At 70.4% G+C, this 14,704-nt stretch carries 15 protein-coding genes; 8 read left to right on the top strand and 7 right to left on the bottom strand.

Annotated features, from left to right (window positions below):
• Nucleotides 1-24: 24 nt before the first annotated feature.
• Genes cysS through KDB89_RS02345 form a run of 3 tightly spaced genes read left to right on the top strand, consistent with a single transcriptional unit; the run spans nucleotide 25 to nucleotide 3,919 of the window.
• A complete protein-coding gene (gene cysS / locus KDB89_RS02355; RefSeq protein WP_219083168.1) occupies nucleotides 25-1,467 on the top strand; it encodes a cysteine--tRNA ligase in 1,443 nt (480 codons plus the stop codon).
• The gene (rlmB, locus tag KDB89_RS02350) at nucleotides 1,468-2,421 is read left to right on the top strand and encodes a 23S rRNA (guanosine(2251)-2'-O)-methyltransferase RlmB (RefSeq protein ID WP_219083166.1); all 954 of its coding nucleotides are present in this window, start codon (nucleotides 1,468-1,470) and stop codon (nucleotides 2,419-2,421) included. It abuts the gene before it with no gap.
• A gap of 10 nt (nucleotides 2,422-2,431) precedes the next feature.
• Nucleotides 2,432-3,919, top strand: a complete 1,488-nt coding sequence (locus KDB89_RS02345; protein ID WP_219083164.1) for a glycine hydroxymethyltransferase — start codon at nucleotides 2,432-2,434, stop codon at nucleotides 3,917-3,919.
• Nucleotides 3,920-4,452: 533 nt separating this feature from the next.
• On the opposite strand, the gene KDB89_RS02340 is transcribed toward KDB89_RS02345, so the two are convergent.
• From KDB89_RS02340 to KDB89_RS02320, 5 genes are all read right to left on the bottom strand, one after another.
• Complete coding sequence (locus KDB89_RS02340; RefSeq protein WP_219083163.1) at nucleotides 4,453-5,025, bottom strand: hypothetical protein; 573 nt, start codon at nucleotides 5,023-5,025, stop codon at nucleotides 4,453-4,455.
• 80 nt (nucleotides 5,026-5,105) lie between these two features.
• The gene (locus KDB89_RS02335) at nucleotides 5,106-6,761 is read right to left on the bottom strand and encodes a DUF2207 family protein (protein ID WP_219083161.1); all 1,656 of its coding nucleotides are present in this window, start codon (nucleotides 6,759-6,761) and stop codon (nucleotides 5,106-5,108) included.
• 7 nt (nucleotides 6,762-6,768) lie between these two features.
• Nucleotides 6,769-7,236 (bottom strand): 2-C-methyl-D-erythritol 2,4-cyclodiphosphate synthase, encoded by a 468-nt coding sequence (gene ispF, locus KDB89_RS02330; RefSeq protein WP_219084168.1) that lies wholly within the window; start codon nucleotides 7,234-7,236, stop codon nucleotides 6,769-6,771.
• Entirely contained in the window at nucleotides 7,236-7,934 is a 699-nt protein-coding gene (gene ispD / locus KDB89_RS02325; RefSeq protein WP_219083159.1) for a 2-C-methyl-D-erythritol 4-phosphate cytidylyltransferase, read from the bottom strand. Before ispD ends, ispF begins: the two co-directional genes overlap by 1 nt.
• Before the next feature lie 17 nt (nucleotides 7,935-7,951).
• Nucleotides 7,952-8,437: a CarD family transcriptional regulator gene (locus KDB89_RS02320; RefSeq protein WP_219083157.1), complete on the bottom strand. Its 486-nt coding sequence runs from the start codon at nucleotides 8,435-8,437 to the stop codon at nucleotides 7,952-7,954.
• 159 nt (nucleotides 8,438-8,596) lie between these two features.
• Between KDB89_RS02320 and KDB89_RS02315 the strand changes: the two genes are divergently transcribed.
• Entirely contained in the window at nucleotides 8,597-9,094 is a 498-nt protein-coding gene (locus tag KDB89_RS02315) for a hypothetical protein (RefSeq protein WP_219083155.1), read from the top strand.
• Between the two features lie 4 nt (nucleotides 9,095-9,098).
• On the opposite strand, the gene KDB89_RS02310 is transcribed toward KDB89_RS02315, so the two are convergent.
• The gene (locus tag KDB89_RS02310; RefSeq protein WP_219083153.1) at nucleotides 9,099-9,779 is read right to left on the bottom strand and encodes a response regulator; all 681 of its coding nucleotides are present in this window, start codon (nucleotides 9,777-9,779) and stop codon (nucleotides 9,099-9,101) included.
• Nucleotides 9,779-10,948, bottom strand: coding sequence for a sensor histidine kinase (locus KDB89_RS02305; protein ID WP_219083151.1), 1,170 nt, complete (start codon nucleotides 10,946-10,948; stop codon nucleotides 9,779-9,781). The genes KDB89_RS02310 and KDB89_RS02305 overlap by 1 nt, the downstream gene beginning before the upstream one ends.
• Before the next feature lie 200 nt (nucleotides 10,949-11,148).
• On the opposite strand from KDB89_RS02305, the gene phoU reads away from it, so the two are divergent.
• The 4 genes from phoU to KDB89_RS02285 all read left to right on the top strand — a co-directional run bounded on the left by phoU (nucleotide 11,149) and on the right by KDB89_RS02285 (nucleotide 14,704).
• Nucleotides 11,149-11,814 (top strand): phosphate signaling complex protein PhoU, encoded by a 666-nt coding sequence (phoU, locus tag KDB89_RS02300; protein WP_219083149.1) that lies wholly within the window; start codon nucleotides 11,149-11,151, stop codon nucleotides 11,812-11,814.
• Between the two features lie 113 nt (nucleotides 11,815-11,927).
• The gene (locus KDB89_RS02295) at nucleotides 11,928-12,986 is read left to right on the top strand and encodes a polysaccharide deacetylase family protein (RefSeq protein ID WP_219083146.1); all 1,059 of its coding nucleotides are present in this window, start codon (nucleotides 11,928-11,930) and stop codon (nucleotides 12,984-12,986) included.
• A gap of 75 nt (nucleotides 12,987-13,061) precedes the next feature.
• Entirely contained in the window at nucleotides 13,062-13,814 is a 753-nt protein-coding gene (locus KDB89_RS02290) for a phosphoglyceromutase (protein ID WP_219083144.1), read from the top strand.
• 158 nt (nucleotides 13,815-13,972) lie between these two features.
• A complete protein-coding gene (locus KDB89_RS02285) occupies nucleotides 13,973-14,704 on the top strand; it encodes an SDR family NAD(P)-dependent oxidoreductase (RefSeq protein ID WP_255556119.1) in 732 nt (243 codons plus the stop codon).

Raw genomic sequence — 14,704 nt, 5'->3', positions numbered from 1 at the left:
GCTTGTCACGGTAGACTCCGCTGCGTGACGCTCAAGCTCTATGACACTGCGACGCGGTCCGTGCGCGCCTTCGTCCCGCTGAACGAGGGCCGGGTGTCGATCTACCACTGCGGGTTGACGGTGCAGGCCTCCCCGCACCTCGGTCACATCCGCAAGGAGGTCGTGTTCGACGTCCTGCGCCGCTGGCTCGAGGCAAAGGGCAACGAGGTCACCGTCGTCGCCAACGTCACCGACATCGACGACAAGATCCTCGCCAAGTCCGCCGAGCTGGGCACCCCGTGGTTCGCCCACGCCTACCACTTCGAACGCGAGCTGCACGCCGCGTACGCATCGCTCGGCTGCAAGCCCCCGACCTATGAGCCGCGCGCCACCGGCCACATCCCGGAGATGATCGAGCTCATCTCCGTCCTCATCGAGTGCGGCCACGCCTACCCGGCGCCCGACCACTCGGGCGACGTGTACTTCGACGTCAAGAGCTGGCCACGCTACGGGGAGCTCAGCGGCCAGAAGGTCGACGAGATGGAGTCCGCCGCCGACGCCGACCCGCGTGGCAAGCGTGACCCCCGCGACTTCGCCCTCTGGAAGGGGCACAAGCCCGAGGAGCCGCTCACCGCGTCGTGGCCCTCCCCCTGGGGCCGTGGCCGCCCGGGCTGGCACATCGAGTGCTCCGCCATGGCGGGCAAGTACCTGGGCGACACCTTCGACATCCACGGCGGCGGCATCGATCTGCGCTTCCCGCACCACGAGAACGAACTCGCCCAGTCGGCGGCGGCGGGCCACGGCTTCGCCCGCTACTGGCTGCACAACGCCTGGGTCACGATGGCCGGCGAGAAGATGAGCAAGTCGCTCGGCAACACGGCGCTGGTTTCCGAGGTGACGCGGGCTTACGACCCGCGGGCCGTGCGCTTCTTCCTGCTCTCGCCGCACTACCGCTCGACGATCGAGTTCTCTCCCGCCGACGAGGCCTCCCGCGGCTCGCTCGAGGAGGCGGAGAAGGCCATCGACCGCATCGACAACTTCGTCGGCCGGGCGCGCGAGTTCCTCGGCGATGACTGGGAGTCGACCGAGGCCGTCGCCCCTCAGTGGGAGGCGTTCCGTGCCGCCATGGACGACGACCTCGCCACTCCCGCCGCGACGGCGGCCCTGTTCGATGCCATCAAGGCCGGCAACCAGGCGCTCGCAGCCTCCGACCGCGCGCAGGTCGGGGTCCTCAGCGATGCCGTCACCGCGATGCTGGCGGTCTTCGGCCTCGACCCGGAGGCCCCCGAATGGGCTGGAGACCCGCGTGGCTCGGCCGACCTTGTCCCCGTCGTCGACGGGCTCGTCGGGGCGTTGCTGGAGCAGCGGTCCGCGGCGCGCGCCGCGAAGGACTGGGCGGCCGCCGACGCGATCCGCGACACTCTCACCCGGCTCGGCCTGGTGATCACCGACACCCCCACCGGGGCGTCCTGGAGCTTGGAGAAGTAGATGGCAGGCAACTCGCAGCGTCGTGGCGCTGGCAGCAAGGGAAAGAGCAAGGCCGCCGGGTCGGGGGGGCGCATCCGCCGCTCCCTCGAGGGACGCGGTCCCACGCCCAAGGCGGAGGACCGCACCTATCACAAGGCCTACAAGGCCAAGCAGGCCGCACAGCGCAAGCAGCAGACCTCGCCGAAACGGCCGAGCCGCTCCGCCGTCGGCGCGGACTGGGTGGTCGGCCGCAACCCCGTCTACGAGGCGCTGATGGCCGGCCTGCCGGTCAAGCAGGCCTACGTCGCGGAGGGGGCCGAGCGTGACGACCGGCTCCGGGAGATCTTCAAGTACGCCGCGGAGAAGAGCCTGCCGCTGCTGCAGGTGACCCGTGGCGAGCTCGACCGCGTCACCGGCGGGCTCGTGCACCAGGGCGTGGCGCTGCAGCTGCCCGCCTACGAGTACGCCGACGCGCAGGACCTCCTCGCCGAGGCCGCGCAGACCGACGGCATCGTCGTGGCCCTCGATGGCATCACCGACCCGCGCAACCTGGGCGCGATCATCCGGTCCGCCGGCGCGTTCGGCGCGGTCGGCATCGTCATCCCGGCGCGCCGCTCCGCCTCCATGACGGCCGCGGCGTGGAAGACGTCGGCCGGGGCCGCGGCCCGCGTGCCGGTCGCGATGGCGACGAACCTGAACCGCGCCCTGGAGCAGGCCTCCAAGATGGGCTTCACGATCGTCGGCCTCGCCGGCGAGGGCGACGTCCCCGTCGCCGGCATCCCGGGTGCCGACGGGCCGCTGCTGATCGTCGTCGGCTCCGAGGACGAGGGCCTTGCCCGCCTCACCCGGGAGAAGTGCGACGCGCTGGTGTCCATCCCGATCGCGTCCGCCGTCGAGTCGCTCAACGCATCGGTGGCCGCCTCCGTGGTCCTGTACGAGGTGTCTCAGCAGCGGGCGGGGCTCCCCAGCAAGTGACGCGCGGCGGGTGCGCCGGGATAGAGTTGGCGTAACCCGTCGCCTTCATTCAAGGAGCACCGTGAGCGACCTCCAAGCGATCTCTTCGGCCTACCAGACCCTGCTCGGAATGATCGGGGAGGTGGAGCCCCGCATCGCCCAGGCCACGCGCCAGGAGCTCACCGACCAGCGAGGTTCCCTCAAGCTGATCGCCTCCGAGAACTACGCCAGCCTCCCCGTGCTCGCCACCATGGGCACGTGGTTGAGCGACAAGTACGCCGAGGGCACCGTCGGACACCGCTTCTACGCGGGCTGCCAGAATGTCGACACCGTCGAGACCGTCGCCGCCGAGCACGCCCGCGAGCTGTTCGGCGCCGAGTACGCCTACGTGCAGCCGCACTCCGGCATCGACGCCAACCTGACCGCCTACTGGGCCATCCTCGCGAACCGCGTCGAGACCCCCGCGCTGTCCGAGTTCGGCGTCAGGGGCGTCGCGGACCTCAGCGAGCAGGACTGGGAGACGCTGCGGCACCGCTTCGGTGACCAGCGCCTGCTGGGCATGTCGCTCGACGCGGGCGGTCACCTGACGCACGGCTTCCGCCCGAACGTCTCCGGCAAGATGTTCCACCAGCGCTCCTACGGCACCGACCCCGAGACACAGCTGCTCGACTACGACGCGCTCGCCGCCCAGGCCCGCGAGTTCAAGCCGCTGATCATCGTCGCCGGCTACTCCGCCTACCCGCGCCGCGTGAACTTCGCGAAGATGCGCGAGATCGCCGACTCGGTCGGCGCGGTGCTGATGGTCGACATGGCGCACTTCGCTGGCCTCGTCGCCGGCAAGGTGCTCACCGGCGAGGAGGACCCGGTCCCCTACGCGCACGTCGTGACCACGACGACGCACAAGTCGCTGCGTGGCCCGCGCGGTGGCATGGTGCTGGCCACCGAGGAGTTCGCCCCCAGCGTCGACCGCGGCTGCCCGCTCGTGCTCGGCGGCCCGCTGTCGCACGTCATGGCCGCCAAGGCCGTCGCGCTGGCCGAGGCCCGCACCGAGGCGTTCCGCACCTATGCGCGAAACGTCGCCGACAACGCCAAGGCGCTCGCCGAGGGCCTGCTGACCCGCGGCGTGAACCTCGTCACCGGCGGCACCGACAACCACATCGTGCTGATGGATGTCGGCAGCTTCGGCATCACCGGCCGCCAGGCCGAGGCCGCGCTGCTGGAGTCGGGCATCGTCACCAACCGCAACTCCGTCCCGAACGACCCGAACGGCGCCTGGTACACCTCCGGCGTCCGCCTCGGCACCCCGGCCCTGACGTCGCGTGGCTTCACCACCTCGGACATGGACGCCGTCGCGGACCTCATCGCGGGCGTGCTGAGGCACACCGTGCCGACGACCACCGCGAAGGGCGAGCCGAGCAAGGCGAAGTACGACCTGACGGCCGACGCGCGCCAGACCTCGCTCGACGGGGCCGCCGCCCTGGTGGGCGCGCACCCGCTGTACCCGGGCTTCGAGATCTGAGTCGCGGTTCCCTGAGCTCGTCGAAGGGCCGTCTCGGTTCCCTGAGCTTGTCGAAGGGCCCTGAGCGCAGCGAAGGGTTCTCCTCTCGCTCCGCTCGAGGCACCTCGACAGGCTCGGCGACCCGATCTGCGGTTCCCTGAGCTCGTCGAAGAGCCTTCTCCGGTTCCCTGAGCTTGTCGAAGGGCCGTCTCGGTTCCCTGAGCTTGTCGAAGGGCCCTGAGCGCAGCGAAGGGTTCTCCTCTCGCTCCGCTCGAGGCACCTCGACAGGCTCGGCGACCCGATCTGCGGTTCCCTGAGCCTGTCGAAGGGGCTTCTGCGGTTCCCTGAGCTTGTCGAAGGGCCCTGAGCGCAGCGAAGGGTTCTCCTGTCGCTCCGCTCGAGGCACCTCGACAGGCTCGGCGACCCGATCTGCGGTTCCCTGAGCTTGTCGAAGGGCCCTGAGCGCAGCGAAGGGTTCTCCTCTCGCTCCGCTCGAGGCACCTCGACAGGCCTGTGCTGAGCTTGTCGAAGTGCTCGGCGACCCGGCGACGCGATCAGGCGAGCGCGGCCTGCAGTTCCCGGATGATGGTCTCCACGTCGGCCTGGGAGATGTCCGGGTCGGCGCCGACGTAGAAGGCCTCGTCGCCGGCGACGAAATAGCAGCTCGGGTCGCTGGCCGACGCGTCGCAGAACGAGGTGTCGTCGATCGGGGTGGCCTCCACCCCCAGCGCGGCCAGCAGGTCGTCGAAGTTGTCGGTGCTCCCCATCGACATGACGTAGATCATGGGCGTCGACGCGTCGCCGCTGGTGCTGTAGTTGATGCCGGTGATCTCGTTGGCGAAGGCCGTGTAGTCGCCGATCGTCGCGGGCACCGTGTCGATGCTGAGTCCGGAGGCGGAGTCCTCGGTGTCGTCGGACGTATCGTCGGCGCTCTCGCTGGCCGCAGGGCTCGCTTCCGCCGCGGTCTGCCCGCTGGGCGAGGCGGAGGTGGCCTCGGGAGAGGCCTCAGCGGCGGCAGAGCTCGTCATGCGGGTGGCCGTCGGGGTGCCCGCCTCGTCGGCCGAGCCGCAGGCGCCGACCGTGAGAGCCACCGCCGCGACGACGGCCAGGATCGGCCTGTTCGTCATGGTGCACCGTCCTTTCCAGGTGCCAGAAGGCTACCCGCTCCCCGTCCCTCTGCCGCCCCCTTCCGGGTCGGTCGTGCCGGTCAACGGGAGATCAGCAGGCCCTGCACCGTCGTGATGAACTGCGCCAGCGACGACGGCAGGTCGCGCAGGTGCCAGGTGTCCGGCGCGTGATACCAGTCCAAGGCCGTCGGGTCGGGGGTCTGGTCGGCGTCGAACTCGACGAGGGCCGCCAACCATCGTCCGGTGCCGCCCAGCACGACGGCGTAGCCGAGCACGCGCGACGCCTCCTCGAGCTCCCGGCCGCGTGGCAACTGCCGGGTCGGCACGGTCGCCATCTGACCGGCCAGCGTGCGCAGTCCGGACAGCGCCGCGGTCCCCTTCGCCGTGCGGCGTGGCATCTGGTCGGCGAGCCAGAGCGTCGCGGCGCCCAGCCCCAGCAGGACCAGCGCGAGGAGGCCCAGGCTCGTGAAGGCGATCAGCAACGCGGCCGCCAGCACCGCCACAGCCAGCGCGGCGACGCCGATGCGGCGCCACGTCGATCTGGTCGAGTCGGGGCGCGACGCGAACCAGCCGCGGCGCACCACGTCGTCGTACAGGGCGTCGCGGACCTCCGGCAGGGCGCCGGACACCGCGGCGGGCAGCTTCGACACGAGCGCCGATCCGCCGACGGGGGCCACGGCCTCCAGCAGGCGCGTCTCGAACGCTGCGGTCTCGTCCTCGCCGGCGCGGCGCTCGAGGCGCCAGTCGGTGGCGCCGTGCGCGGTGCGCGGCAGCTCGACGATGCGGAGATGTCCCCGCACCGCGAGGTCGATCAGGGTGGCGGTGATGTCGACGGGGTCGACGGTCTCGTCTGCCAGCGTCCCGACGTGTCCGGGCCGTACTCCCTCGACGGGCCTCAGCACGGCCTCCCCGTCACCGACGGGAGTGAACAGGGCGACGGCGCTCGAGGCCCCGTCGGCCTCGTCGACGCCCGTACGCCGGTGGAGCAGCCACAGCGCCGCGCCGCCGACCAGGGCCACGGCCAGCGCCGCGAGGGTCTGCGGCAAGCCCGGCGTGAACGCGCGGTCGAGGCTCCAACGGTGGACGAGATCCTCCGTCACCGCGACGTGGGTCGCCGGGTAGCCGACGGTGAGCACGACCTGCTCCCCCGCGACGCGCGCGCCGTCCTGGAACGTCGCGTCGGCGGAGTCGACGGTTCCCGTGCTGGTCAGCGCGCACTTGCCGACGCTGCCGACCGGGCCGGACTGGCAGTCGATCAGCTGCGCGACGGCCGGACCGGTGACGGTTCCCGTGACCGATCCGACACCGACGCTCAGTCCGCTCAGCACCGGCCAGGCGACGACCGTCAGGTCCCCGCTCGCGTCCCGGCCGGCGGAGGTGGCGCCGGCGACGGTGTAGCTCAGGGTGAGCGGGTCGGCCGTGTCTGAGGCGATGCGCACCTCGATCCCGCCGGGGACGTCGGAGGTGGCGACCGTCGCGGCGTCAGGCTCGACGGCGACGTCGGTGATGACGAAGCGACGGGTGCCGTCGGAGTCGACCTCGGCGGATGTCGGCAGAACCTGGACGATCTCTCCGGGTGCCGCCGGGAACGTCAGCGTCTGCGTGACGGCCAGGGTCCCGTCTGCGGCGACCGCGACGGTGTAGGTCGCCTCGTCGGCGACGACATCGGCGTACGCCGGGAGCGCCCAGACAACGGTCAGAATCGTGGCCACGACCATCAGAGCCAGTCTGCGCACGATGCTCCTAGACGGGTGTGACGGCGGCCACCGCCATAGCAGCGACGCCCTCGCCGCGGCCGGTCAGCCCGAGGCCGTCGGTGGTCGTGGCGCTGACGCTGACGGGGGCCCCCAACGCCTCGGACATCGCGGCCTCGGCTTCGCTCCGGCGCCCTGACATCCGCGGTCGGTTGCCGATGACCTGCACGGACACGTTGCCGATCTCGAACCCGGCCGCGCGGACGCGTCGGGCCGTCTCGGCGAGGAACGCGGCCCCGCTGGCGCCGGCCCACTCCGGCTCGGCGGTGCCGTAGTTGGAGCCCAGGTCACCGAGCCCTGCCGCGCTGAGCAGCGCGTCACACGCGGCGTGGGCGGCGACGTCGCCGTCGGAGTGGCCGGCGAGCCCGGCGGTCTCGTCGGGGAAGTTGAGCCCCGCGACCCACATCTCGACGCCCGGCTCGAGCCGGTGGACGTCGGTTCCGATGCCGACCCTCATCATGACTGCCGCCTCTGTTCCAGGATCGCCCGGGCGAGCACCAGGTCGATCGGTTCGGTGATCTTGAGCGCGTCGCGGTGTCCGGGCACCAGCGTGACGCTGAGGCCGGCGTACTCGCAGACGGTCGCGTCGTCGGTGACGTCGACGCCGTCGCGCGCCACGAGGTCGTGGGCGTCGCGCAGCACGCGCAGCCGCGCGGCCTGCGGGGTCTGCACCGCGCGCAGGTCGGCGCGGTCGACGACCTCGTTGCCCGGCCCGGTGACCCGACGTACGGAGTCGACGACGGGAATGACGGGGATGACGCAGTCGGCCCCGTCGCGGACCGCGGCGACGACCCCGCGGACGGTATCGGCCGGCACCAGCGAACGGGCGGCGTCGTGGACCAGCACGATCGCGTCGGCGGGGGCGGTCAGCGCCGCGAGCCCAAGCCGGACCGAGTCCTGCCGCGTGGCACCGCCGACGACCGACGCGACCCGGCCGTCGGCCCCTGCGAGAGCCACGGCGAACTCGCCAGCCAGTCCCTCCGGGATCGTCACGACGATCTCGTCGATGCCCGCGTCGGTCAACGCATCGACGGCGCGACGCACCAGCGTCACGCCGTCGAGTTCAACGAGCGCCTTGGGGACGGCGGCGCCCAGCCGGGAACCAGAACCGGCCGCCACCACAACGGCGACGGCCGGCGCATCAGAAGATGTCACGGGTGTGTCTGGGATCTTCAGGAGGCGAGAACCTCGTCCAGCATGATCTCTGCCTTGTCCTCCTCGACGTGCTCGGCAAGCGCGAGCTCGGCGACCAGGATGGCGCGGGCCTTCGCCAGCATCCGCTTCTCGCCGGCCGACAGGCCCTTGTCGCGATCGCGGCGCCACAGGTCGCGGACGACCTCGGAGACCTTGATGACGTTGCCGGAGTGGAGCTTCTCCATGTTGGCCTTGAATCGACGCGACCAGTTGGCCGGCTCCTCGGTGTGCTCAGCGCGGAGGACGGAGAAGACTCTCTCCAGCCCGTCAGCGTCAACGACGTCGCGAACACCCACGAGGTCGAGGTTGCAGGCCGGGACCTTGATCACAAGATCGTTCTGGCCGATTACTCGAAGAACGAGGAAGAGCTTGTCCTCACCCTTGATGGTCCGATTTTCGATGTCCTCGATGACCGCAGTACCGTGATTGGGGTAGACAACGGTCTCACCGATCGAAAAAGTCATACTAGAAGACCCCTTTCCACAGCCAATTCTAGCAGCCCGGACTTCCTCCGCCCAGAGTCGTTCGCTGGCAGCGCTGGCTTTGTGACGCGGTGTCGCACACCGCCACCCCGATCTGGCTAGGATGTGGCCACCCACGCCCCGCTTCCGGAGGTTCCTGAAATGAGCAAGCCCCTGAGCCGTCTGACGGCTCTCGTCGCGTCCGCAGCGCTCGCCGTTTCGCTGAGCGCCTGCACCGCAAGCGGCTGGCAGGAGGAGGCGCCGCCGGCGGCGGGCACGCAGACCGACGTCGGCGGCCTGAAGCTCCGCAACTTCATGATCGTCTCCGACGAGGCCGGCGACGCGATCGTCGCGGGCGGCATCACCTCGCGCGACGCCGCCGCCGAGGTGGTCGGCATCAGCGTCGCTCCGCAGGCCGAGGACGGCTCGTTCGGGACGGCGCAGAGCATCGCCTACACCGCGGACCTGGCCAAGGGCGCCACCGTCACGCTGGACGGCGCCGACACCTTGTTCTCCGATCCGGCGCTCATCCTCGGCCGCAACGCCACCATCACCGTCGCTTTCGCCGACGGGCAGAGCGCCACCATCGAGGCCCCCGTCTACTCCTCGGAGCACCCGGACTTCGCCGAGGAATGGTCGGCGGCCCAGGGCGCCGCCTGACCCCTCAGGCCTCGAACTTGTAGCCGAGCCCGCGGACCGTCACGAGCCGTCGCGGCTCGGCCGGGTCCTGCTCGACCTTCGCGCGCAGCCGCTTGACGTGGACGTCGAGGGTCTTGGTGTCGCCCACATAGTTGCTGCCCCAGATCCGGTCGATCAGCTGCCCACGGGTCATGACCCTGCCCGCGTTGCGCAGCAGCAGTTCCAGCAGTTCGAACTCCCGCAGGGCGAGGTGAACGTCGTTGCCGTCCACGACGACCTGGTGACGCTCCACGTCGAGGCGGACGCCGCCGGCCTCCACGACATCGGGCAGCAGCACAGCCTGCTCCTGGCCGCGCCGCAGCACGGCCCTGATGCGGGCCACCAGCTCCCGGTGGCTGAACGGCTTGGTGACGTAGTCGTCGGCCCCGATCTCCAGCCCGACGACCTTGTCGACCTCGGCGTCGCGGGCGGTCACCATCACGATGGGCACGCCGCTGCGGGCGCGCAGCTGGCGACACACCTCAAGCCCGGAGATGCCCGGCATCATGAGGTCGAGCAGCACGAGGTCGGCGCCCTGGGCGTCGAACAACGCGATCCCCTGGGTGCCGTCCGAGGCTGTGACGACCTCGAAGCCCTCCTTGCCGAGCATGAAGCTCAGCGCCTCGCGGTAGGACTCCTCGTCCTCGATGATCAGGATCCGGGCCATCAGCTGCCCTCCATTTCCAGTTCTCGGTAGTGCGGGTCGGCGCGGTTCAGCGGGAGCCGCAGCGTGAAGGTCGACCCGTGTCCCGGGCGTGACCATACGCGCACGCTGCCGCCGTGCGCCCGCGCGATGTGTTTGACGATGGACAGGCCGAGGCCGGTGCCGCCCGTCTCGCGGGAGCGCCCGTAGTCGACGCGGTAGAACCGCTCGAAGATCCGGTCCTGGTCCTCGGGGCGGATGCCGATGCCGTTGTCGGAGACCTTGATGTCCGCCCAGCTCTGCCCGTCCTCGAACATCTCGACGAGGCTGACGGCGACGCGCGCGCGTTCGTCGGAGTAGTTGATCGCGTTGACGGTCAGGTTGGTGACGGCGTCGGCGAGCTGCCAGCGGTCGCCGTTGACCGCCAGGTGGGCCGTGCGGGCCACGGTCAGCGTCACGTGGCGGGCTGCGGCCTTCTCCCGCGACCGTGAGACGGCCTCGTCGACGACGTCCCAGAGATCCACGACCTCGCGCGTCAGCATGGGGTCCTCGGTCTGCAGTCGGGACAGGTCGATGATCTGGTTGGTGAGCTCGGCCAGCCGCGCGGTCTCCCGTTGCAGCCTGCCGGCGAACCTCTCGACGGCCTCCGGGTCGTCGCGGGCGGCCTCCACCGCCTCGGACAGCACGCTGATCGCGCCGATCGGGGTCTTCAGTTCATGGGAGATGTTCGCGACGAAGTCCCGGCGGGCCGCCTCGATGCGGCGCAGCGTCGACTCGTCGACGGCGATCACGAGCACCTTGTCGTCGCTCAACCGGACCACGTTGACTGACAGCTCGAGCTTCTCCTCGCCGGGCTGCCGCTCACGCAGCACGACTCCGCTGAACGGATGCCCGTCCTCGCGGACGCTGCGGACCCGCTCCAGCAACGCCGGGAATCCGACGCGCGTGCCTCGGGCCAGCGTCATGGCCTCTCCGACGTCGTTGACGACGAGGACCTCGTCGTCGGCCCCGACGAGCAGTGCCCCGTTACGGATGGCGGTCAACGCCTCCCGCAGCTCAGGCGAGACCCGGTCGGCGTTCCGCTGTGCCTCGAGCTGCCGCCACGCCTCACGTCCGCGGTGGATCAGGTAGGCGAACAGGCAGCACAGGAGGGCGAGCCCGGCCCCGATGAGACCGGCAAACGCTGGATGCATGGCCGCCATCATACGGTGATCGGGAAGCCCCGGCCTGAGCGTGATTCCCGACGGGTGGGACGCCTCCGGCGAGGTTTCACGCGTCGTTCACCTGTGGTTCACGCCATGAAGACCCCCGTTCATCTGCCTGGTCTAGCCTCGGTGCCGATCGTCGCGCCCGGCTAGACTCGGCGCCACCCACAAGGAGGAGCGACAGCACCATGCGCACCAGCTACCACGAGGAGCTCGATTCGATCATCGACCGCCTCGTCCACATGGCCGAGCTCGCGGAGGCAGCCATCAAGACGGCTTCCGAGGCGCTGCTGACGGCCGACCTGACCAAGGCCGAGACCGTCATCACGAACGACGCCGAGCTGGACCGGCTCCACGAGGAGATGGAGTACAAGTGCCTCTCCCTCCTCGCGCTGCAGGCTCCTGTCGCCGGCGAGCTGCGCATCATCGTCTCCGCGATCCGCGTCGTCTTCGAACTGGCGCGCATGGGCGACCTGGCTGCGCACGTCGCGAAGATCGCCCGACTGCGCTATCCGGCGCACGCCGTCCCGCCGCAGTTTCAGGCGAGCTTCGCCGAGATGGCTGACATCGCCATCGAGGTCATCGACGTGGCCAGGCTCTCGCTGCACGACCGCGACGCAAACCAGGCCAAGCGACTGGTCGAGATCGACGAGCGGATGGACGATCTCCGCGCCGACCAGTTCACCACCATGCTGGCGGAGGACTCCGACATCAGCATCGAAGGTGCCGTGGATGTGGCGTTGCTCGGCCGCTACTTCGAGCGCTACGCCGACCACGCCGTCGCCGTCGGCCGCCGCGTCATCTACATCATCACCGGCCAGGTCCCGGAAGGCGAGGACTGGCCCAACGCCTGACCGTGTGCCCCGCCCGGGGCCCAGGGTCCGACCCGGCGACGACCACGCTCCGATTGGTCGTCGCCGGGTCGAGTCGTATTGTCGGCACGGTCGTCTTCCCCGGAGGTGCAGAAATGCCCCTGCAGCGCGCCGCGCTCGCAACCGTCGCCGCTGTCGCCGTGTCCCTGACCGCATGCGCCCCGGCCGGGCTCACGACCGTCGCGGGCGACGCGGCCCCGGGCCCGGGTTCCAGCCCCGTCGCCTCGCACACCGCCTCGTCATCCATGCCGGCCACCGCGCGGACGACGACCCCGACCTCGGCCCCGCCGACCTCGACCCCGACGACCTCGATCCCGACGACGAGTGCGTCACCCCCCAGCCCGGCCGGCCCGACGCAGCCGACCGCCGCGCCGAGCACGCCCACCCCCGATGTCCCCTCAGCGGAGGTGACCGATCCCCCTGCGGACCTGACCCTGCTCAGGCCCGGCACCAACCACAACTGGGCCGCCGACAAGGCCGGCTACGTCTATCCGGCCAGCACCGTCAACGCCTGGCTGACCGGCACGAAGCGGCGCCCCGACAAGAAGATCGTCTTCCTGACCTTCGACGACGGCCCGAATCCGCAGACGAGCCACGTCATCCTCGACGCCCTGAAGAAGGCCCGCGTCCACGCGACCTTCTTCGTCGTGGGTTCCCAGATCGGGTCGGCGCCCGACGTACTCTCCCGGCAGATCGCCGAGGGGCACTCGGTCAGCCCGCACAGCTGGTCACACGACTACTCGCTGTTGTATCCCGGACGTCGGGGCAGCACAGAGACGATCACGCAGGAATGTGACCGGACGGTGGCGCGCATCCGCGAGGTGCTCGGCGATGACTACGCGCCGCAGTCGTGGCGCTACCCCGGCGGGCACATGTCCTGGACCGGGCTGGAGGGCGCGGACCGGGCGCTCGCCCAGCGCGGCATCACGTGGATCGACTGGAACTCGGACACCCGCGACAGCGCGCCCACCTCGGATCGACCGAAGACGGTCAAGCAGACCGTGAAGAACGCCACGATCCAGGTCCGCGAAGGATACCACGTGATCGTCGTGCTCGGTCACGACACGCATGAGAAGAAACTGACGTCCGAGTCCGTCGGCGCGATGATCAGGGCGTTCAAGCACGCCGGCTACTCCTTCGGCACCATCTCCTGACGCCGCGAGCACCCGCGGCGCATCGAACCCATGCCGCTCCGGGAGCGCTCCGGTGCCCGTTGTAGGGTTGGGACCATGACCGCGAAGTTGATCCTGCTCCGCCATGGCGAGAGCGAGTGGAATGCCAAGAATCTCTTCACCGGTTGGGTGGACGTCGACATCAACGAGAAGGGCATCGCGGAGGGCAAGAACGCCGCGAAGCTGCTGAAGTCGGAGGGCCTGCTCCCCGACATCCTGCACACCTCGCTGCTGCGTCGCGCCATCCACACCGCGTATCTCGCGCTCGACGGCTGTGACCGGCACTGGATCCCCGTCAAGCGCAACTGGCGCCTGAACGAGCGCCACTACGGCGCGCTGCAGGGCAAAGACAAGGCCCAGACGCTGGAGACCTACGGCGAGGAGCAGTTCATGCTCTGGCGCCGCAGCTACGACACCCCGCCGCCGCTGATCGACATCGCCGACGAGTTCTCGCAGTTCCACGATGCCCGCTACGCCGACATCCCCGAGGCCGAGCGTCCCCGCACCGAGTGCCTGAAGGACGTCGTCGCCCGCCTGCTGCCCTACTGGGAGGCGCACATCGTCCCCGACCTGGCCGAGGGCAAGACCGTGCTGGTCACCGCGCACGGCAACTCGCTGCGCGCGCTGGTCAAGCACCTCGACGGCATCTCGGACGAGGACATCGCCGGCCTGAACATCCCGACCGGGATCCCGCTGTTCTACGAGCTGGACGAGAACTTCAAGCCCGTCACGCCGGGCGGCCGCTACCTCGACCCGGAGGCCGCGAAGGCGTCCATCGAGGCCGTGAAGAACCAGGGCAAGAAGAAGTAGTCGCCACACACCACCCTTACCGGCAGACGCCACCCTTCGTCGCACATGCCACCGCCCTGGCGGTGGCATCGGTCGACAGGGGTGGCGTCCGTCGTTAGGGGTGGCGTCTGGCGGGAGGGGTGGCGTCGGCCGAGGGAATGGGGCCTAGAGTGAGGGGCATGCCTACCGCACTCGTCACCGGAGCAAGTTCAGGAATCGGCGCCGCCACCGCGCGCCGCCTCGCAGCGGAGGGTTTCCGTGTCGTCTGCGCGGCCCGCCGCGCGGACCGGGTCGAGGCCCTGGCCGCGGAGATCGACGGCGTCGCCGTCGCCTGCGACATCACCTCGGCCGACGACGTCGCACGCCTCGCCGCCGAGGTCGGCGACACCCTGGACGTGCTCGTCAACAACGCCGGCGGGGCCGTCGGGCTCGAGCCGGTCGCCGAGGCCGACCTCGACGCGTGGGAGCAGATGCTCGCCACGAACCTGATCGGCACGACCCGCGTCACCAAGGCCCTCCTTCCGGCGCTCACCGCAGCCGGCGGGGCCATCATCTTCGTCACCTCGACCGCCGCCGACTGGGGCTACGAGGGCGGAGCCGGCTACTGCGCGGCGAAGGCGGGCGAGCGCGCCGTCGTGGAGGCGCTCCGCCTCGAGCTGTTCGACCAGCCGGTCCGGATCATGGAGATCTGCCCCGGCATGGTGCGCACCGACGAGTTCGCGCTGACCCGCTTCGCCGGCGACAAGGAGAAGGCCGACAAGGTCTACGCGGGCGTCGACGAGCCCCTGACGGCCGACGACGTGGCGGACACCATCTCGTTCATGGCGACACGCCCCGCGCACGTCAACCTCGACCGGATCACGATCCGCCCCCGGGCGCAGGCCGCGCAGTACAAGGTGTTCAGGGGCTGA

The organism is Tessaracoccus palaemonis (assembly GCF_019316905.1).
Taxonomy (GTDB): Bacteria; Actinomycetota; Actinomycetes; order Propionibacteriales; family Propionibacteriaceae; genus Arachnia; species Arachnia palaemonis.
The sequence above is the reverse complement of the archived record's forward strand: the minus strand, read 5'-3'. Positions and strand labels throughout refer to the sequence as shown.